This is a genomic window from Oxalicibacterium solurbis, assembly GCF_014635845.1.
GTDB classification, from domain to species: Bacteria; Pseudomonadota; Gammaproteobacteria; order Burkholderiales; family Burkholderiaceae_D; genus Oxalicibacterium; species Oxalicibacterium solurbis.
Genome location: NZ_BMDP01000004.1, coordinates 102,075 through 122,809, shown reverse-complemented (window position 1 = coordinate 122,809; position 20,735 = coordinate 102,075). Strand labels below are relative to the sequence as shown.

General features: G+C 57.1%; 18 protein-coding genes and 1 riboswitch. Of the genes, 2 read left to right on the top strand and 16 right to left on the bottom strand.

Annotated elements, in window-relative coordinates; all coding sequences use genetic code 11:
• Positions 1-8: 8 nt before the first annotated feature.
• The 6 genes from IEV40_RS13510 to sucC form a co-directional block, all read right to left on the bottom strand.
• Positions 9-530: a tripartite tricarboxylate transporter TctB family protein gene (locus IEV40_RS13510; protein WP_188422607.1), complete on the bottom strand. Its 522-nt coding sequence runs from the start codon at positions 528-530 to the stop codon at positions 9-11.
• A gap of 93 nt (positions 531-623) precedes the next feature.
• Positions 624-1,646: a Bug family tripartite tricarboxylate transporter substrate binding protein gene (locus IEV40_RS13505; RefSeq protein WP_188422606.1), complete on the bottom strand. Its 1,023-nt coding sequence runs from the start codon at positions 1,644-1,646 to the stop codon at positions 624-626.
• 718 nt (positions 1,647-2,364) lie between these two features.
• A complete protein-coding gene (locus IEV40_RS13500; RefSeq protein ID WP_188422605.1) occupies positions 2,365-3,375 on the bottom strand; it encodes a 2-dehydropantoate 2-reductase in 1,011 nt (336 codons plus the stop codon).
• Between the two features lie 16 nt (positions 3,376-3,391).
• The gene (locus tag IEV40_RS13495) at positions 3,392-4,159 is read right to left on the bottom strand and encodes a fumarylacetoacetate hydrolase family protein (protein WP_188422604.1); all 768 of its coding nucleotides are present in this window, start codon (positions 4,157-4,159) and stop codon (positions 3,392-3,394) included.
• Between the two features lie 168 nt (positions 4,160-4,327).
• The gene (sucD, locus tag IEV40_RS13490) at positions 4,328-5,203 is read right to left on the bottom strand and encodes a succinate--CoA ligase subunit alpha (protein ID WP_188422603.1); all 876 of its coding nucleotides are present in this window, start codon (positions 5,201-5,203) and stop codon (positions 4,328-4,330) included.
• A gap of 3 nt (positions 5,204-5,206) precedes the next feature.
• Entirely contained in the window at positions 5,207-6,373 is a 1,167-nt protein-coding gene (gene sucC, locus IEV40_RS13485; protein WP_188422602.1) for an ADP-forming succinate--CoA ligase subunit beta, read from the bottom strand.
• Between the two features lie 648 nt (positions 6,374-7,021).
• Between sucC and IEV40_RS13480 the strand changes: the two genes are divergently transcribed.
• Positions 7,022-7,987 carry a LysR family transcriptional regulator gene (locus IEV40_RS13480; protein ID WP_188422601.1) on the top strand — a complete coding sequence of 322 codons (966 nt, stop codon included), beginning with the start codon at positions 7,022-7,024 and terminating at the stop codon, positions 7,985-7,987.
• A 149-nt stretch (positions 7,988-8,136) separates the two neighbouring features.
• Here the strand turns inward: IEV40_RS13480 and IEV40_RS13475 are convergent, their stop codons facing one another.
• The 10 genes from IEV40_RS13475 to gcl form a co-directional block, all read right to left on the bottom strand.
• Positions 8,137-9,117, bottom strand: coding sequence for an NAD(P)H-quinone oxidoreductase (locus IEV40_RS13475; protein ID WP_188422600.1), 981 nt, complete (start codon positions 9,115-9,117; stop codon positions 8,137-8,139).
• Between the two features lie 96 nt (positions 9,118-9,213).
• Positions 9,214-9,843 (bottom strand): thiamine phosphate synthase, encoded by a 630-nt coding sequence (thiE, locus tag IEV40_RS13470; RefSeq protein ID WP_188422599.1) that lies wholly within the window; start codon positions 9,841-9,843, stop codon positions 9,214-9,216.
• 19 nt (positions 9,844-9,862) lie between these two features.
• Positions 9,863-10,675 carry a thiazole synthase gene (locus IEV40_RS13465; protein ID WP_188422598.1) on the bottom strand — a complete coding sequence of 271 codons (813 nt, stop codon included), beginning with the start codon at positions 10,673-10,675 and terminating at the stop codon, positions 9,863-9,865.
• Between the two features lie 126 nt (positions 10,676-10,801).
• A complete protein-coding gene (thiS, locus tag IEV40_RS13460) occupies positions 10,802-11,005 on the bottom strand; it encodes a sulfur carrier protein ThiS (RefSeq protein WP_188422749.1) in 204 nt (67 codons plus the stop codon).
• Complete coding sequence (gene thiC / locus IEV40_RS13455; RefSeq protein WP_188422597.1) at positions 11,005-12,918, bottom strand: phosphomethylpyrimidine synthase ThiC; 1,914 nt, start codon at positions 12,916-12,918, stop codon at positions 11,005-11,007. The genes thiS and thiC overlap by 1 nt, the downstream gene beginning before the upstream one ends.
• Positions 12,919-13,008: 90 nt before the next feature.
• A riboswitch (TPP riboswitch) is annotated at positions 13,009-13,111 on the bottom strand.
• A 170-nt stretch (positions 13,112-13,281) separates the two neighbouring features.
• Positions 13,282-14,697: a pyruvate kinase gene (gene pyk, locus IEV40_RS13450; protein WP_188422596.1), complete on the bottom strand. Its 1,416-nt coding sequence runs from the start codon at positions 14,695-14,697 to the stop codon at positions 13,282-13,284.
• An 81-nt stretch (positions 14,698-14,778) separates the two neighbouring features.
• On the bottom strand, positions 14,779-16,044 hold the full coding sequence (locus tag IEV40_RS13445; RefSeq protein WP_188422595.1) for a glycerate kinase type-2 family protein: 1,266 nt from the start codon (positions 16,042-16,044) through the stop codon (positions 14,779-14,781).
• Positions 16,045-16,145: 101 nt separating this feature from the next.
• A complete protein-coding gene (gene glxR, locus IEV40_RS13440; protein ID WP_188422594.1) occupies positions 16,146-17,033 on the bottom strand; it encodes a 2-hydroxy-3-oxopropionate reductase in 888 nt (295 codons plus the stop codon).
• A gap of 108 nt (positions 17,034-17,141) precedes the next feature.
• Complete coding sequence (gene hyi, locus IEV40_RS13435; RefSeq protein ID WP_188422593.1) at positions 17,142-17,921, bottom strand: hydroxypyruvate isomerase; 780 nt, start codon at positions 17,919-17,921, stop codon at positions 17,142-17,144.
• A 1-nt stretch (position 17,922) separates the two neighbouring features.
• On the bottom strand, positions 17,923-19,671 hold the full coding sequence (gene gcl, locus IEV40_RS13430) for a glyoxylate carboligase (RefSeq protein ID WP_188422748.1): 1,749 nt from the start codon (positions 19,669-19,671) through the stop codon (positions 17,923-17,925).
• Between the two features lie 105 nt (positions 19,672-19,776).
• Here gcl and IEV40_RS13425 point away from each other — a divergent pair, with 105 nt between their 5' ends.
• Positions 19,777-20,730: a LysR family transcriptional regulator gene (locus tag IEV40_RS13425; protein ID WP_188422592.1), complete on the top strand. Its 954-nt coding sequence runs from the start codon at positions 19,777-19,779 to the stop codon at positions 20,728-20,730.
• The last annotated feature ends 5 nt before the right edge of the window (positions 20,731-20,735 follow it).

Sequence of the window (20,735 nt, the reverse complement as noted above, 5' to 3'; positions counted from 1 at the left end):
GCCCAGGCTTAATAGCCGAGGAATGCCAGAGGATCCAATAACCCTTTAAACAGTGGGACCTTGAACCATACTTCGAACATCAGGAAGAACACGGCATTAACCGCGAACGCAATAATGATTGCCTTGATGGCCGAATATTTGCCCAGGAAAATCATGAACAAGGCGACGAAAACTGCGGACGCGACATACACGCCGAAAATCTCGATACCGCCAACATAGATGATCGAAGGAATAAAAACCTGCAGTACGCGCGTAATCTGTTCCTTGTCGGCGAATATTTCCATATTCTTGTTTTTACCGAACAGGGCTTGGCCCAAGGTAACACCACCGGAGAGTGCGATAAGAACGCCCATGCCGAAAGGGAAATAACCCGAGCCTGGGCCGGTAGACGTCCAACCAGCACCGAGACGCCAACTAGTCACGATAATGAGGATGCCAAGTGCCAATAGAATTGCGGCGACCACAGCATCGACTACGTAAGTAGCCACGCCCGTACGAACGCCATCGCCGGATTCCAAATTCTGATCCATGAGGAATGCTCCTGAAATTTTTACTTGAGTGCGGGCAGAGGACTGATACTGCCGCCGCGTACGGCGGGCAGTATCAGCTATTGCGCCCTATGATTACTTCTTGGCCATGAAGCCGGCTTCTTCCATCAGAGTTGCGTGCTGCTTCTCTGCATTTTCGAGCCAGGCCTTGAAGTCGTCGCCAGTTTTGAAAGACGTGTTGAACGCGCCTTTCTCCATGTAATCTTTCCATTCCGGCGTTTCACGCACTTTTTTGAACAGATCGACATAGAAAGCCAGTTGGTCGGCCGTTACACCTGGCGGCATGAAAATGCCACGCAGCATCGTGTAGTCGGTCGGAATGCCGGCTTCTTTACAGGTAGGAACGTCGTTCCACGATTGGGTTTCGGTGATCTTTGCCTTGTATGGCATACGTTCGGTATCGAACACGCACAGCGCATTCAATTTGCCCGCACGCCATTGCGAGACTGCTTCGATCGGGTTGTTCACCGAAGAATCGATGTGGTTACCGACCAGCTGAACAGCAACCGTGCCGCCGCCTTTGAACGGAATGTAGATGAACTTAGTGCCGGTTGCTTTCTCCAGACCAGCCGTGATGATCTGATCTTCCTGCTTGGAACCCGTACCGCCCATCTTGAATTTGTTCGGGCCAGCAGCCTTCACAGCATCGATGTAATCTTTTGCGGACTTGTATGGCTTCTCAGCGTTGGTCCACAGGACGAACTGATCCAGTGCCAGCATGGCGACCGGGGTCATGTCTTTCCAGTTGAACGGAACACCCGTTGCCATCGGCGTGGTGAACAAGTTCGACAGGGTGATGACAATCTTGTGTGCATCGCCTTTCGAGTTCTTCACGTCAAGGAAACCTTCAGCGCCAGCGCCACCGGAACGGTTGACGACGATCAGCGGCTGATCCATCAGTTTGTTTTTGATGACCGCACCCTGGATCAGACGTGCCATCTGGTCAGCGCCACCACCGGTACCGGCTGGAACGACGAATTCAACCGGTTTGGTTGGCTTCCATGCGGCAAATGCCGGGGTTGCTGTCAGAGCTGCAGCAGCAAAGGCACCCAGAGTTGCTTTTGCAATACCGCCTTTAGAAATGAATTCCTTGATCATTTACTGTCTCCTGTGAATAATAATTTTGATACTTTTTTACTTCTGCCGCTTTTATTGAGCGCCTCGTGAGCACTGGCATCGTGCGACTTCGATGCACCGAAACATAACCTGCAGTTACTTTTTATATTTTTCGAAAATGATGGTGTGTCTTTTTTTCGAAAATTCTCTTGATCTGGATCAAGTTTTTGGACTTCGAGAGCATTCCCGATGTCCATGTAACATTCTCAAATTATGGGCTTGCGTCATGCGGCTCCTTTTTCCGCAATCTGCAAACCTGCTGGTAGCTGTCTGTTCGACGTATCGAACGCACATCTGAACAACAGTACCTCGAATTCAGTTTTCCCTAGTATTTTTGGGGCCACCGCAAATAATTGCGAGAGTGTGCCACCTTAGCGGACAGCTGTGGGAAAAATAATGCTTGTCCGTGGGCGATATTCACACACTGTGCGCTCTGCGTCCAGTACGTGTTAATACGTATTAGCCGCGGATTTTGCGAGATGCGCGCCCCTGTTTCCTTGATTCAGGTTAAGAATCAGTCAGAAAACCCTCCGCCAAGACAAATAGAACTCTCGCGCGTCAATTACACCCCATTAGCAATGAAGCTACGCGGGCTTCACGCAATCAAAAATCCCTCAGATGACAGACATGTCAGCGCGCATATTAAAAACGCCCATGCGATCAGATCGACATGGGCGTTTCTTACCTGCGATTTACCCTATCAGGCACATTTCTGCATCTTGACGTGGCCGGTTTCCTCGCCCATCGTCTTCGCCAGCAATTTGACCAGCGAGTAGACGGTGTTGATATGCGGCGTCGGCGTTTCGGTCAGACGACCGAGTTCGACAACGGAACCCACCAGCGCGTCGATTTCCGGATCGCGACCAGCTTCGACGTCCTGCAGCATCGAAGTCTTGTGCTTGCCGACCTTTTCTGCGCCGGCGATACGCTTCTCGAGCGGCACGCGGAATTCGATGCCCAGCTTGTTGGCGATCGTTTTCGCCTCGGTCATCATTGCAGCGGCCAGTTCGTGCGTCAGCGGGAATTGGCAGATGTCCTGCAATGTCGAATGCGACAATGCGCTGATCGGGTTGAACGTCAGGTTACCCCACAGCTTCAACCACATTTCAGCACGGATGTTGTCCAGCACAGGCGCCTTGAAGCCGCCCTTCGTGAAGCATTCGGAAACGCGGGTGACACGCTCGCTGATCGAGCCATCCAGCTCGCCCACCGGGAAGCGGTCGCCTTCGATGTGCTTGATAACGCCCGGAGCGATCAATTCCGAAGCCGGATACACGACGCAACCGATGACACGGTCAGCAGGAATCTTCTCGGTAATCTTGCCAGTCGGATCGACGCTGGAAACGCGCGTACCGGCCAGCTTGCCGCCGTGCTTGTGGAAGTACCAGAACGGGATACCGTTTTGCATCGTGACGATGACGGTTTCCGGGCCGATCAGCTTGTGCAGGTCGTCGGCGATCGCTTCCAGCTGGTGTGCTTTCATCGCCAGGATGATCATGTCCTGCTGGCCTGCCTTGTCGTAATCGTTCGTCGCCTTGACGTTGGATGCGACGTGTTCGGTGCCGTCATCCATGATCAGTTTCAGACCGTTCTTGCTGATGGCTTCCAGATTGGCGCCACGCACGATACAGGTGACATCGTCGCCTGCCAATGCCAGTTTCACGGCAACATATCCGCCGATTGCACCGGCTCCGATAACTGCAATTTTCATACTCATTACCTCAGTTTTATTTGAAACTGTTTGTGAGCTTGCCGATGCCGGCAATCTCGACCTCAATCGTGCTGTTCGGCTTCATCGAGCCGACACCGACAGAGGTGCCGCAGAGGATGATGTCGCCCGGGTACAGCGTCATGTCGGCGGAAATCAGACTGACCAGTTGTTGCACCGAGAAGCGCATGTCGCTGATCGGGTAGTCTTGTCGAACGTCGCCGTTGAGGATGGTTTTAACGACCAGGATCGTCGGATCGAGATCGGTTGCAATGACCGGGCCGAACGGGCAGAACGTGTCCAGGCCCTTTGCGCGCACCCACTGCGGGAACGAGGAATCGCGGAACAGGATGTCGGCGACGGTCACATCGTTTGCCACCGTGTAGCCGAACACATGGTTCAACGCGTCCGCCTCGGACACGCGTTTTGCGGTCTTGCCGATCACGATGCCGAGCTCGCCTTCGAACACGATTTTTTCATCGGTCGGCGGCTTCTCGATCGTCTCGCCAGGATTCAGATAGGAATTCGGTGCCTTGATCAGATACAGCGGCTCGGCCGGATCTGCCAGGTTCAGTTTTTTCGCGAGGGCGTGGAAGTTGTTCCACATCGCGATGATCTTGGTCGGCTGGGCCGGCATCAGCACCTTGACGTCATTGATGTTCAGCACCGTGTCGGTCTTGACCGGATTGTTGAACATGTCGCCGGTGTGCACCTGGATATTGTCGCCTTCGAGCGTACCAAATTGCGTGTTGCCGGCGTGGCTGAAACGGACCCAACGTTGTGACATTTTTGACTTTCTATAAATGAGCCGAAATTATAAACGCGGCAGGGTGTCGCGTCCATCGGAAGCAGCCGTTGCACTCAGGCATGCAGCCGATCGGCAATGAATGAAAACCGCATCCGCGGAAACATTTCTTCCGCGGATGCTGCGCTCTATTGCAGAGCAGGTACTTGCTTACAGAACCGACTTCAGCAGGCGGCCCATTTCGGACGGATTCTTCGTCACTTTGATGCCGCAAGCTTCCATGACTGCCAGCTTCTCTTGCGCCGTACCTTTACCGCCGGAAATGATCGCACCGGCGTGGCCCATGCGCTTGCCCGGAGGCGCGGTAACGCCAGCGATGAAGCCGACAACCGGTTTCTTCATGTTGTCCTTGATCCAGCGTGCACAGGTTTCCTCTGCATCACCGCCGATTTCACCGACCATGATGACGGCATCGGTATCAGGATCATCATTGAACATGCGCAGCACGTCGACGTGCTTCAGACCCGAAACCGGATCGCCGCCGATACCGACGACGGTCGATTGACCGAGGCCGAATTCAGCCAGCTGACCAGCGGCTTCATAGGTCAACGTACCCGAACGCGAAACGACGCCGATGCGACCTTTCTTGTGGATATGACCCGGCATGATGCCGATCTTGATTTCGTCTGGAGTGATCAGGCCTGGGCAGTTCGGTCCGAGCAGCAGGGTTTTCTTGCCTTCCATGCGCTGCTTGGTACGGATCATGTCGCGCACAGGAATGCCTTCGGTAATGCAGATCACCAGATCGACGCCTGCGTCGACAGCCTCGTCGATTGCAGCGGCAGCGAATGGCGGCGGAACGTAGATGACGGAAACGGTGGCGCCGGTTTCGGCCTTCGCTTCAGCAACCGTGCCATAGATTGGCACGCCTTCGAACGATTCACCCGCTTTTTTCGGGTTCACACCGGCGACGAAGCAGTTCTTACCGTTCGCATACTCGATGCACATCTTGGTGTGAAACTGACCGGTCTTGCCGGTGATACCTTGGGTGATGACCTTGGTGTCTTTGTTGATCAGGATAGACATTGATTATTTCCCCTGTGCTGCTTTGACGACTTTCTCAGCCGCTTCAGCCATGTTGTTAGCCGTGATGATCGGGAGGCCGGATTCAGCCAGAATTTTCTTGCCGAGCTCTTCGTTGGTGCCCGCCATGCGAACGACCAGAGGAACCTGCAGATCAACCTGCTTTGCCGCTGCGATCACGCCGTTTGCGATCACGTCGCAACGCATGATGCCGCCGAAGATGTTGACCAGAATCGCCTTGATGTCCGGGTTTTTCAACATGATCTTGAATGCTTCGGTCACTTTCTCGGTCGTCGCACCGCCGCCGACGTCGAGGAAGTTGGCTGGTTCGCCGCCGTACAGCTTGATGACGTCCATGGTTGCCATCGCCAGACCAGCGCCGTTGACGAGGCAGCCGATGTTGCCGTCGAGCGAGATGTAGGTCAGGTCGAATTTCGATGCTTCGATTTCAGCTGCGTCTTCTTCGTCCAGATCGCGCATTTCCTGGATTTCAGGATGACGATACATCGCGTTGGAGTCGAAGTTGAATTTCGCGTCCAGCGCAACGATACGGTCGTCGCCGGTCACGATCAGCGGGTTGATTTCAGCCAGCGATGCGTCGGACTCGTCGAACGCCTTGTACAGGCCTTGCATGAATGCACGAGCCTGGCCGATAGAACCTTCAGGCACACCGATCTTGCGAGCGATGTCGTCGGCTTCGCTGTCGAGCAGACCTTTGACCGGATCGATGAATACCTTGTGAATTTTTTCAGGCGTGTGTTCTGCGACGTGCTCGATGTCCATGCCGCCTTCGCTCGACGCCATCAGCGCAACGCGCTGGCTGCCACGATCGACGACCATACCCACGTACAGTTCTTTCTTGATATCCGCGCCTTCTTCGATCAGCAAACGCTTGACCAGACGGCCTTCCGGACCGGTCTGGTGCGTCACCAGCGTCATGCCCAGAATGTCGTTTGCGTATTTGCGAACTTCGTCCAGCGATTTCGCAACCTTGACACCGCCTCCTTTACCGCGACCGCCTGCATGGATCTGCGCCTTGACAACCCATACCTTGCCGCCCAGTTTTTCAGCAGCCTGCACAGCCTCGTCTACGGAGAAACATGGAAAGCCTTTCGGTGTCGTGACACCGTACTTGCGCAGGATTTCTTTCCCTTGATACTCGTGGATATTCATGATCGTCCTTATTGATAACCAATTTTTAGCAGCGATTCGCTACGATATTTTTTGCATTTCATCCACGCAAAAACCGTCGATATTCTCAGCAAAAAGACAGCCATTCTAGCAATTCTCGACTCGAATTTAAACGGTGCCGGGATTGTCGGGGATGCGCCGTCCGAACGCCTTGACCTCGGTTAAGATTCGAAAATCTGCGCATTGCAGCACCCTGCACAACTTGATCCGCAGAGCGGCACACTGCCGGAAACAACCAATCATCTTCGCGTTTGAGCAAAAAATGAAATGAGCGGCATGCTACACGCGGCGCGATATCCAGCAGGTCAGCTGACATGCGCAGTGCAGCACTTCGCATCGCGATCACCGTTGCGCCAGATCATGAGGCAACCGTGTGCGACGCCATGCTCGATGTCGATTCCCCCGCAATGCTCCAAAAGTTGATTTATGGAAATGCGCGATATCGCCATCATGGTAGTGACCGGGTCGTCGGATCAAAAGCTCCTTGCGCGCCAGACGCACGACATGCCGGTTCACTGCCAATCCCGAAGTTTATTCGTGATTTCGCTGATCTTAGGGACAAAAAATGATTAGGCATAGTTAAAGTAATTAATCATAATAATTCCCTTGAACTTATAGCTGGACTGCAATATGAAAAATGCAACGCTGCGGCAATTAAAGGTTTTTGAAACCGTTGCCCGCCATTTGAGCTTTTCGCGCGCCGCCGAAGAACTGCACCTGACGCAGCCTGCCGTCTCGACGCAAGTCAAAAAGCTGGAAGAACACGCCGGCCTGCCCTTGTTCGAGCAACTCGGCAAGAAAATCTACCTGACGCCCGGCGGCGCAGAATTGCTGCATTACAGCCGCACGATCATCCAGCAATTCCAGGAAGCCGAAGATGCGATGACGCAATTCAAGGGAATCACCGGCGGCAAGTTGAACGTTGCCGTGATCAGCGCGGGCGACTACTTTTTCCCACGCCTGCTGGTCGAATTCGCGCGCAGCCATCCGGGCGTGACGCTGAATCTGTCGGTACACAATCGCGAAGGTTTACTGAACCAATTGGCAAACAATCTGACCGATCTGGCGATCATGGTACGTCCGCCGCTGGATATCGATACGCAAAACGAGGCATTCGCCCCGCACCCGTACGTGATCGTTGCCGCCCCTGATCATCATCTGGTATCGCAGAAAAACATACCGCTGAGTGCGCTGCTGAACGAGCCTTTCGTCGTCCGCGAAAAAGGTTCGGACACGTGGATCTCGATGGAAGAAGGATTGGCCGGCAACATGCCGAAAAACGTCGTGATGGAGATCCGCAGCACGGAAACCATCAAGCAGGCCGTCATCGCCGGCATGGGCATCAGCTTCCTGTCCGCACACACGATCAGCCTGGAATTGCAGGCCGGCAGCCTGGCCGTGCTGGACGTGGTGGGATTCCCGGTGATGCTGAACTGGTATGTCGTGCATCGCCGGAACAAGCGCCTGCCACCGGTGGCGCAAGCGTTTCATGATTTCCTGCTGGAAGAAGGCCCGATATTGATCGAACGCCTCGTCCGCTACAACCCGAAACCCGGCAAGCAGGCTAACGAACTGAAGCAAATCGCCGGGCAATGAAACCGCCTTTCGCCGCCGCCAATCGGCATATCCCTTCTCCGATCGCGGTAAAAATTCGATCCTGACGATTCGATCGCTTCCAATAACCGCAAAGTGATGCGCATAAAAAACCCCGGCATATGCCGGGTTTTTTATTCAACGCAATCGCATCAAACCACTTTCAGCACGATCTTGCCGATATGCGTGCTGCTTTCCATCAGCACATGTGCTTGCGCCGCTTCTTCCAGCGTGAAGGTCTGATACACGACCGGCTTGATCTTGCCGGCAGCGATCAGCGGCCAGACCTTGGCGCGCAGCTGGTGCGCAATCGCCGCCTTGAACGCGACCGGACGCGGACGCAGCGTGGAACCGGTGATCGTCAACCGGCGCAGCAGCACCTGGCCGAGACTGATATTGGCCTTGTTGCCACCCAGCAGTGCGATGAAGACCAGGCGGCCGTCGTCGGCCAGGCAACGAATTTCGCGATCCGTATATTCGCCGCCGACCATGTCGAGAATCACGTCAACGCCCTTGCCATTGGTGGCGGCCTTGACGACTTCGCCGAAGTCTTCGGTCTTGTAATTGATGCCGCGCTCGGCACCCAGCACTTCGCAGGCACGCGCCTTGTCGTCGCTGCCGGCGGTGGCGAACACGCGATGTCCCATCGCCGCCGCAATCTGGATCGCCGTCACGCCGATGCCGGAGGTACCGCCCTGTACGAGAAAGGTTTCGTCGCCGGACAGATGGCAGCGATCAAAGACGTTGCTCCAGACGGTGAAGAAGGTTTCCGGCAGCGATGCGGCTTCCACTGCATCCAGCCCTTTCGGAATCGGCAGGCATTGTTCGGCCGGTGCCGTGCAGTATTCGGCGTAACCGCCACCTTGCACCAGTGCACAAACCATGTCGCCCTGATTGAAGCCGCTGCCTGCCAAGTCGCCGCCGACAATTTGCCCGGCCACTTCCAGACCCGGCAGATCGGACGCACCTTTCGGCACCGGATAGTTGCCAGTACGCTGCAGCACATCGGGGCGATTGACGCCGGCTGCATGCACCTTGATCAGCACTTCGCCGGCTTTCGCTTCCGGCATCGGGCGCTCGCACAGTTGCAGCACTTCCGGTCCGCCCGGCTGGGTAATCTCGATCGCACGCATGAAAAAATCCTTTGTCTTTATTGCTTTGAAGGCGGCAAGAATAGTCGATTATTCGACTCCCTGCAGCACCGCATCAGGCGACGCCTCACTCAAGAATCAGTCGAACAGTGCGTTGAATTCCTGCACCGCACGTTGCGGATCGCCGGCCAAATACACACTGCTGATCGCAGCGACCATATCTGCACCGTTGACGACCAGCGGCGCGGCGTTGTCTTTCGTCATACCGCCGATGACAACGCTCGGCACCTTGCCTTGCGCTTTCCAGTCGCTGACGATGGTCGGCTTGGTCGTGACTTCATATTTCTTCACGCGCGACGGATAGAAACCGCCGAAAGCGACATAGCTGGCACCAGCCGCTTCCGACGCCTGCGCACGTTCCAGGCTGCCGTAACAGGATGCGCCGACAATCTTGTCCGCACCAACCTGCTTGCGCACTTCGGCCACCGTTGCATCGGTGCCGCCGACGTGGATGCCATCCGCATCGAGGGCGAGGCACAGGTCGACATAGTCGTTGATGATGAACGGCGTCTGGTAGCTGCGGCACAAGGCTTGCAGGCATTCGGCCTGTTCGCGACGCTGCGCTTCGTCTGCCGTCTTGTGGCGATACTGCAGCAGCGCGATATGGCCGCCCTTCAATGCCAGTTCGGAAATTTCCAGCAGCTTGCGGGTATCGTCCCAGTCGGGCGTGACCAGATACAAGCCGCGCAGATTTGCTTTCTTGTCCATATTCACTCTCCTTGTGAGATCAGACGACGCGACCGGCCATCGGCGACGATGGCGAAGCGGCGAATTTGCGTGCGATGCGGCCGGCCAGATACGCGTTGCGGCCGGCTTCGATGCCGAGCTTCATCGCATAGGCCATGCGCACCGGGTCCTGCGCACCAGCGATTGCCGTGTTCATCAGCACGCCATCGCAACCGAGTTCCATTGCAATCGCCGCATCGGATGCCGTACCGACACCGGCATCGACGATCACCGGCACTTTCGATTGTTCGATGATCAGCGACAGGTTCCACGGATTCAGGATGCCCATGCCGGAACCGATCAGCGATGCCAGCGGCATGATCGCGGCGCAACCGATGTCTTCCAGCATACGCGCCTGAATCGGATCGTCGCTGCAATACACCATCACGTCGAAGCCGTCTTTCACCAGCGTCTCGGCCGCCTTCAGCGTTTCCGGCATGTTGGGGAACAGCGTTTTCTCGTCGCCCAGCACTTCCAGCTTGCACAGCTTGTGGCCGCCGAGCAGTTCGCGACCGAGCTGCAGCGTGTAGACGGCGTCAGCCGCGTTGTAGCAGCCGGCAGAATTCGGCAGCAGCGTGAATTCGGATGGCGGCAGCGCGTCGAGCAGGCTGGGCGCATTCGGATCCTGACCGATGTTGACACGGCGGATCGCGACGGTGACGATCTCGGCGCCGCTGGCGAGACTGGCTTCGCGCGTTTCGGTCAGGTCCTTGTATTTACCGCTGCCGACCAGCAGGCGCGAACGATAGGTCTTGCCGGCAACGACGAATGGTTGATCGGCAAATGGCGTGGATTGTGGAGCGGATTGGCTCATGATGATTTCCGTATTCTTCGGTACGGACCTTGTCGCAAGTCCGCCGCGGCCCGCATTGCAAAAATTGCAGAATGCTGCAGGCATGATCAAAAGCCGGGTGGCAAGTGCCGCACCGGCACGGGCGACTCAACCGCCGCCGATGGCGCGCACGACATCGACGCGATCGGCCGGCTGCAGCTTGCGGTCAGCCCACTGGCTGCGCGGCACGATCTCGCGGTTGATGGCCACGGCGACCGCCTTGCCGGCCAGCGACAAGGCTGCCACCAGTTCTTCGACATTGTTGCCGTCGCCGACCTGGTGCGGTGCGCCGTTCAGTTCGATTTCAAACATCATTGCTTCTGATAAATTTCCGAGCCGCTTTTGACGAACTCGATGGATTTGACTTCCATGCCCTGCTTGAGCGCCTGGATTTCGGAAATGCCCTGATTGGCTGCGTAATCGCGGACTTCCTGCGTGATTTTCATCGAACAGAAGTGCGGACCGCACATCGAGCAGAAGTGCGCGACTTTAGCAGAATCCTTGGGCAAAGTCTCGTCGTGGAATTCCCGCGCCTTGTCCGGATCCAGACCGATATTGAACTGGTCTTCCCAGCGAAATTCGAAACGCGCCTTCGACAGTGCATTATCGCGGATTTGCGCACCGGGGTGGCCTTTTGCCAGATCGGCAGCATGCGCGGCAATCTTGTACGTGATGATGCCGTCCTTGACATCAACCTTGTTCGGCAGGCCGAGATGCTCCTTCGGCGTTACATAGCACAGCATCGCCGTGCCGTACCAGCCGATCTGCGCCGCGCCAATACCGGACGTGATGTGGTCGTAGCCCGGCGCGATGTCGGTCGTCAACGGGCCCAGCGTGTAGAACGGCGCCTCGTGGCAGTGTTCCAGCTGCAAGTCCATGTTTTCCTTGATCAGGTGCATCGGCACGTGACCCGGGCCTTCGATCATCACCTGCACGTCATGCTTCCACGCGATCTGCGTCAGTTCGCCGAGCGTGCGCAATTCGCCGAGCTGCGCTTCGTCGTTGGCGTCATAGATCGAACCCGGACGCAGGCCGTCGCCTAGCGAGAACGACACGTCGTACGCTTTCATGATCTGGCAGATGTCTTCGAAGTGTTCGTACAGGAAGGATTCCTTGTGATGCGCGAGGCACCATTTCGCCATGATGGAACCGCCGCGCGATACGATGCCGGTCATGCGCTTGGCCGTCAGCGGCACGTATTGCAGGCGCACGCCGGCGTGGATCGTGAAGTAATCGACGCCCTGCTCGGCCTGCTCGATCAGCGTGTCGCGGAAGATTTCCCACGTCAGGTCTTCGGCCTTGCCGTTGACCTTTTCCAGCGCCTGATAGATCGGCACGGTGCCGATCGGTACCGGCGAATTGCGGATGATCCATTCGCGCGTTTCGTGAATGTGCTTGCCGGTCGACAGATCCATCACATTGTCGCCGCCCCAGCGGATTGCCCACGTCATTTTTTCGACTTCCTCGCCGATCGACGAGGTGACGGCCGAGTTGCCGATGTTGGCATTGATCTTCACCAGGAAATTACGGCCGATGATCATCGGCTCGACTTCCGGATGGTTGATGTTGGCGGGAATGATCGCGCGGCCGCGGGCGATTTCGTCGCGCACGAATTCCGGCGTGATTTCCATCGGAATCGACGCACCGAACGACTGGCCCGGGTGCTGGCGGCCCATCAGCTCGGCCAGCTTGGCGCCCTTTTCACCAGACTGTTTCAACTCTTCCAGATAGGCGCGACGATTCATGTTTTCACGAATCGCGACAAATTCCATTTCCGGCGTCACGATGCCCTGGCGCGCGTAATGCATCTGCGACACGTTCTTGCCGGCCAGTGCGCGGCGCGGTTTGCGATGCAGGTTGAAGCGCAGTTCGGCCAATTGCGGATCGTTCAGGCGTTCGATGCCGTATTCCGAAGTCGGACCTGGCAATTCCTCGGTGTCGTTGCGTTCCAGAATCCATGGCAGGCGCGGCGTATCGAGGCCGGAGCGGATGTCGATCTTGATCGATGGATCGGTGTAAGGACCGGAGGTGTCGTACACGTAGATCGGTGGATTTTTCTCTGCGCCAAACGAGGCGGCAGTATCGGACTGTGAAATCTCACGCATCGGCACGCGAATATCGGGACGCGAACCTTCGATGTAAATCTTGCGGGAATTCGGCAGCGGCTGGATGGCTGCTTCGTCGACTGTCGCCGTGGCGGACAGGAATTTCGGATTGGCGTTCATTTTGGCTCCTTGGCTAGCTATGTGGCTTGGAGCCAGCTCAGGAGTTTTCGAGAATGGATGGCGGTCGTCAAAAAATCGGACAGACGGACCATCGCAACTCGGCAGCTTCCCTTCGCTGGCATTATCCAGATCAGGTTCAAGGGTTTTTCTCACCCGGCCGAACGGTGTTCGGTCAGGACCCCTAGCTTTACTTCGACTACAGATACAACAACTACCTTGCCAGTCTATGGAACGCCGCTTCGGCGTTCATTGACCGCGGTCAAACTTTGACGTCTGACATCGATGCACTCTGTTACCGTGGATCAACGGAATGCATCGATGTCAGTTCTGGAAAGCGGCTCTGCCGCTTTCCAGAACTGCGGATTACTTCACCGTCGCGATATGCAACAGGTTGGTCGTACCCGATTCACCGAACGGCAGGCCGGCCGTGATCGTCAGGTATTCGCCGACTTTCGCAAAGCCTTCGCGCATTGCGGAGCTGACAGCGACCTGCACCATCTCGTCGACCGACGTGACGTCCTTGCCGACGATCGAGTGAATGCCCCAGACCCATGCCAGACGACGTGCAATCTTGATGTCCGGCGTAATGCTCAGGATCGACGCATTCGGACGCACGCGCGCACCGAACATGCTGGTGTGGCCCGATTTCGTGTAGGTCACGATGCCGGCTGCGTTGACGACCGTCGTCACATCGCGCAGTGCGGTGACAATCGCATCTTCCGGCGTCGGCAGCGGCGCGACTTGCTGCGCATCCAGCAGCGTACGGTAGGTCGGATCGGCTTCGACTTCCTTGATGATGCTGTCCATCATCTGGACGGCACGCACCGGGTTCTTGCCGCTGGCCGATTCGGCCGACAGCATGACGGCGTCGGCGCCTTCGTAGATCGCGTTGGCGACGTCGGAGGCTTCCGCGCGCGTCGGCATCGGCGATTCGGTCATCGATTCCAGCATGTGCGTGGCGACGATGGTCGGACGGCCATACTTGCGTGCAGCGCGGATGATCTCTTTCTGCGCACGCGGTACTTGCGAGATCGGCAGTTCAACGCCGAGGTCGCCACGGGCAACCATCACGGAGTCCGATGCCTTGCAGATGCCGTCGATATCGATCATCGCAGCCGGCTTCTCGATCTTCGACTGGATCAGCGCACGATCGCCGATGATCTTGCGTGCGTCTTCGATGTCGGAAACCTGTTGCACGAACGACAGTGCAACCCAGTCCACGCCCAACGACAGCGCGAATTCCAGGTCGACCAGATCCTTGGCGGTCATTGCCGGGATCGGCAGGATCGCATCAGGAACGTTGACGCCCTTGCGGTTCGAAATCTTGCCACCAACGGCGACCTTGGTGACGATGCGATTGTCCTTGTTGCTTTCGACGGACAGGCGGATCTTGCCGTCGTCCAGCAGCAGCGTCTGACCGGCGCCAACAGCTGCGAACAGTTCCGGATGCGGCAGGTAGACGCGCGTTGCATCGCCCGGGGTTTCATCGCGATCGAGCACGAACTGCTCGCCAGCAACCAGCATCGTGGAATCGCCATTGAAGGTACCGAGACGAATTTTCGGGCCTTGCAGATCGGCCAGGATGGCGACCGGACGGCCATACTTTTCTTCCAGGCTGCGCACGATCTGGTGACGTCCGCGGTGATCTTCATGCGAACCGTGGCTGAAGTTGAAGCGGAACATGTCCACGCCCGCTTCGAACAACGCGGTAATGGTTTCCAGATCGCCGCTGGCAGGACCCAGAGTGGCGACGATTTTTGCTTTGCGATTGCGTCTCATGACAGCTTTCTAAAAGTAAGAATAAAAAACTAGTGTGTCGTCATGCTGGCAATGATTGATACAAGCATGACGACGAATGCGTTACAGGATCAGGATGGCCCGGAAGTCATTAACGTTGGTACGCGTCGGGCCGCTGACGATCAGATCATTCAGCGCGCTGAAAAAACCGTAGCCGTCATTGTTTTCCAGCATGGCTTTCGCGCTCAGGCCCTTGTCGGCGGCGCGTTGCATCGAATCCGGCTGATAGATCGCGCCGGCGTTGTCTTCCGAACCATCAATGCCGTCGGTGTCGCAGGCCAGCGCATGAATGCCTTGCTGGCCGTTCAGCGTCACCGCCAGGCTCAACAGGAATTCGGCATTGCGACCACCGCGGCCCTTGCCGCGCACCGTCACGGTGGTTTCGCCGCCCGACAGGATCACGCATGGTTTCGCGAACGGCTGTCCGTAGGCTGCGACTTGTTTCGCCAATGCGGCGTGCACCATGCCGACGTCGCGCGATTCGCCTTCCAGATCGTTGGACAGGATGTACGGCGTAATGCCCGCGGCACGCGCTTTCGCGGCAGCGGCTTCCAGCGCATGCTGCGCAGTCGCCATCACGTGATGTTCGTTGCGTGCAAAACGCGCATCGCCCGGCTTCGGCGTTTCGCCCGCGCCGGATTCCAGATGCTTGCGCACGTTTTCAGGAATCTCGATGTTGTATTTCTTCAGGATCGCGAGCGACTGTTCGCAGGTCGTCGGATCCGGCAGCGTCGGGCCGGATGCGATCACGCCCGGATCGTCGCCCGGCACGTCGGAGATCAGCAGCGTGACGACGCGTGCCGGTGCGCAAGCCAGTGCCAGGCGACCACCCTTGATCGCGGACAGGTGCTTGCGCACGCAATTCATTTCGGAAATCGTGGCACCGCTCTTCAGCAACGCCTTGTTCAATGCCTGTTTTTGTTCCAGCGTGATGCCTTCGCCCGGCAGGCTCAACAATGCGGAGCCGCCGCCGGTGATCAGGCACAGCACCAGATCGTCTTCGGTCAAACCCTTGACCATTTCCAGCATACGGCCGGCAGCGGCACGACCGGCCTCATCCGGCACCGGGTGCGCAGCTTCGACCACTTCGATCTGCCTGCAATCCGCGCCGTGTTCGTAGCGCGTGACGACCAGGCCTTCGACCTTGCCAGGCCAGTTGTCTTCGACGACCTTTGCCATGGCGGCGGCGCCTTTACCGGCACCGATGACCAGCGTGCGGCCCTTGGCCGGCTGCTTGGGCAAATAAGCGGGCATGCACTTCTGCGGGCTCACGGCCTCGACTGCGGTGGCATACAGGTCATTCAAAAACTGGCGTGGATCGATCGACATGTGGCAAGAATACGGTGAAATATTTAACTGGAATGACGGAAATCAAACCGGCATTGCGCCGGGAAAGCGCAATGCCGGCCGGTACAAATGTCGAAGAACGATTACGCCTTGGCGATTTCGTGGTTCGACATGATCTCGATCGCGCGGCACAGTGCCGAGTGATCCAGGCCGCTCATGCCGTTGGCTGCGCATGCGTTCATCAGCTCTTGCGTTGCTGCGGTGTTCGGCAGCGACACGCCCATCGACTTGGCGCCTTGCAGTGCCAGGTTCAGGTCTTTCTGATGCAGTTCGATACGGAAGCCCGGGTTGAACGTACGCTTGACCATGCGCTCGCCGTGCACTTCCAGAATGCGCGAGTTCGCGAAGCCGCCCATCAGCGCTTCACGCACCTTGGCAGGATTTGCACCAGCCTTCGATGCAAACAGCAGCGCTTCGGAAACAGCCTGAATGTTCAGTGCGACGATGATCTGGTTCGCAACCTTGGTGGTTTGGCCGTCGCCGTTACCGCCGACCAGCGTGATGTTCTTGCCCATCAGTTCGAACAGTGGCTTGACTTCGTCGAATGCCTTTTGCGAACCGCCGATCATGATCGTCAGCGAAGCGGCTTTCGCGCCGACTTCACCACCGGAAACCGGCGCGTCCAGGTATTCGCAACCCAGATCGTTGATCTTCTTGGCGAAGCCTTTGGTGGCGATCGGCGAGATCGAGCTCATGTCGACGACGATCTTGCCGGCGGTCAGGCCGGCGGCAACGCCTTCTTCACCGAACAGCACAGCTTCGACGTGCGGGGTATCCGGCACCATCGTGATGATGATATCGGCGCGCTTGGCGACTTCGGCGCCGGACGTGCAGGACGTTGCACCGCCGTCGATCAGTTCAGCAGGTGGGTTCTTGACGTCGTGCAGATACAGCTTGTGGCCGCCCTTTTGCAGGTTGAGCGCCATCGGCGCACCCATGATGCCCAGACCGATAAAACCGACTTTTGCCATGATGATGACTCCTGAAATTTGGTGTGATTATGTAGTGAGGTGTTGCTGCGGACGAAGGCTGCGTCCTAAAGGCCGAGCGGCCCGATCGGACCGCTCAGCTTCAATGCATCAAACGCCGTGTGCTGCGCGCCAGCCCAGACCTTCAACGGTGCCGGCTTTCGGTTTGTATTCGCAACCGATCCAGCCCTTGTAGCCGATCTCGTCGATGAACTTGAACAGGAAACCGTAGTTGATCTCGCCGGTGCCCGGCTCGAAACGACCCGGATTGTCTGCCAGTTGCAGGTGGGCGATGACAGCCAGGTTGTTCTTCATCGTGCTCGCCAGTTCGCCTTCCATGCGTTGCATGTGATAGATGTCGTACTGGTAGAACAGATTGTCGGAACCGACTTTGGCGATGATGTCCAGCGTCTGCTTGGTGCCCGACAGGAAGAAGCCCGGAATGTCGAACGTGTTGATCGCTTCGATCAGCAGCGGAATGCCAGTTGCTTTCAGCTTCTCGGCAGCGTACTTCAGGTTCGACACGAAGGTCGCTTCAGCCTGTTCGTAGGACACGCCAGCCGGCACGATGCCGGCCAGGCAGTTGATACGCTGGGTGCCGAGCACCTTCGCGTATTCCAGCGCCTTGTCGACGCCTTCCTTGAACTCGGCCACGCGATCCGGGTGGCAGGCAATACCGCGCTCGCCACCGCCCCAGTTACCAGCCGGCAGGTTGTGCAGCACCATTTCCAGGTTGTTTTCCTTCAGCTTCGCAGCGACATCAGCCGCCGGGAAGTCGTACGGAAACAGGAATTCCACACCCTTGAAACCATTCTTTGCAGCTTGTTCAAAGCGGTCCATGAATGGAACCTCGTTGAACAGCATCGTCAGGTTGGCAGCGAGTTTCGTCATCTTAGGCTTCCTTCACGTCCAGGATTTCTTCGAATTCGTTAACCGCGTTGATCTCGGTACCCATGGCGATGTTGGTCACGCGCTCGAGGATGATTTCGACGACGACCGGCACCTTGAATTCCTTGATCATTTCCTGCGCCTTCTTGAAGGCCGGAGCGATTTCGTTCGGATCGAACACGCGGATCGCCTTGCAGCCGAAGCCTTCGGTGACCTTCACGTGGTCAACACCGTACGACGCGTTTTCGGTCGAGTTGATGTTGTCGAATGCCAGCGAGACGCAATAGTCCATCGTGAACATGCGCTGTGCCTGACGGATCAGACCGAGGTACGAGTTGTTCACCAGCACGTGGATGTACGGCAGGTTGAACTGCGCGCCTGCGCCCAGTTCTTCGATCAGGAACTGGAAGTCATAATCGCCGGTGATCGCAACGATCGGGCTGGTCGGGTCTGCAGCGCGAACACCCAGTGCAGCCGGAACGGTCCAGCCCAGCGGGCCAGCCTGGCCGCAGTTGATCCAGTTGCGCTCTTTGTACACGTGCAGGAACTGACCGGCAGCGATTTGCGACAGGCCGATGTTCGAGACGTAACGCGTGTCCTTGCCGAACACGTTGTTCATCTCTTGATAGACACGTTGCGGCTTGATCGGCGTGTTGTCGAAGTCGGTCTTGCGCAGCATCGTGCGTTTGCGCTGTTGGCACTCAGCCAGCCATGCATCGCGGTTTTTCAGCTTGCCGGCTGCTTTCATTTCTTTCGCAACTTCGATCAGCAATTTCAGTGCTGCTTTTGCGTCGGAAACGATACCGAGGTCAGGGCCGAACACGCGACCAATTTGGGTCGGCTCGATGTCGATGTGCACGAATTTGCGGTCTTTGGTGAAGACGTCGATCGAACCGGTGAAACGGTTTGCCCAACGGTTACCGATACCGAATGCGAAGTCCGAAGCCAGCATCGTGGCATTGCCGTAGCGATGCGACGTTTGCAAGCCGACCATGCCGACCATCAGCGGGTGATCGTCAGGAACGGTGCCCCAGCCCATCAGGGTTGGCACGACTGGCACGTTGACCAGTTCAGCGAATTCCTGCATCAGCGGGGTTGCGTCTGCATTGATGACGCCGCCGCCGGAAACCAGCAATGGACGCTCTGCTTCGTTCAGCATGTTCAGCGCACGTTCGATCTGCTTGCGCGTTGCTGCTGGTTTGTAGACTGGCAATGGTTCGTACAGGTCCGGATCAAATTCGATCTCGGCAACTTGCACGTCGAACGGCAAGTCGATCAGCACTGGGCCTGGACGGCCGGAGCGCATGATGTGGAAAGCTTGCTGGAACACCATCGGAACCAGGGCCGGTTCGCGAACCATCACGGACCATTTGGTCACTGGCTTCGAGATCGATTCGATATCGACAGCCTGGAAGTCTTCCTTGTGAACACGCGCACGCGGTGCTTGACCGGTCACGCACAGAATTGGGATCGAGTCGGCTTGTGCGGAATACAGGCCGGTGATCATGTCGGTGCCGCCAGGACCCGAGGTGCCCAGGCAAACGCCGATATTGCCGGCTTTTGCGCGGGTGTAGCCTTCGGCCATGTGCGAAGCGCCTTCAACGTGGCGCGCCAGAATGTGCTTGATCGTGCCATTCTTTTGCAGTGCAGCGTAAAACGGATTGATTGCTGCACCCGGAACGCCGAACGCCTGATCAATACCTTCCTTCTGCATAACCCAGACTGCTGCCTGGGCTGCTGTCATCTTTGCCATCATCTACCTCCAGTGGTGAAATTTTTACTGACGCGTATGGTAATTGGTATGCAATAATTTGAGAATAGAAATTTTACTTAACCAATTAAATACCTCAGGTATCGAATGGATAAGCTCAAACAAATTGAAGCCTTCGTGACCGCCGTCGATCACAGCAGCTTCGCCGCCGCAGCCCTAGCGTTGCAGGTCACGCCTGTAATGGTCGGCCGAAGAATCGATACCCTGGAGAAACGTTTGGGCGTGCGCTTGCTGCATCGTTCGACACGCAAGCTGGCGTTGACAGAAGAAGGCTCCGTTTTCCTCGAACATTGCCGCAAGTTACTGACCGAACTGGATCAGGCCGAAAGCGCCATCTCGGTCGGCCGCCACAAGGTCACCGGCCATCTGATCGTTTCGGCCCCTGCTTCATTCGGCCGCCAGCACGTGGCGCCCTACGCGCCGTCCTTCCTGTTGCAGCACCCTGAATTGAAGATGTCGTTCAACCTGACCGATCGCGTCGTCGATCTGGTGCAGGAAGGCTACGACATGGGTATCCGCATCGGCGGCACCATCGAACCCAACTTCGTCGCCGTCAAACTGGCCTCCAACAAACGCGTGGTCTGCGGTACGCCGGAATACTTCAAGAAACATGGCCGACCGAAAACGCTGGACGATCTGACCAAGCACAATTGTCTTGCCTTCAACTTGCAAGGTGGACAACAGCGCGGCTGGTATTTCAATGTGCGCGGCAAGACGGTTTCCGTCCGCGCCAACGGCAGCCTCGACTGCAACGACGGCGAACTGCTGCACCGCTGGATGACCGAAGGACTCGGCATCGCATGGCGTTCGGTGTGGGAAATCCAGCGTCAGCTGGAAGACGGCACGCTGGAAACCGTGCTCGACGAATACGCGATTCCCGAATACGACATCATGGCGGTCTATCCGCAGCAGCGAAATGTGCCGGCCAAGGTGCGCCTGTTCATCTGGCATCTAAAGGCGATGTACAGCCAGGCCGGCTACTGGAGCCGCGAATCACCGGCGGACTCACAGCCGCAGACGCCGTTCGATCTGCCTGCCTGATTATC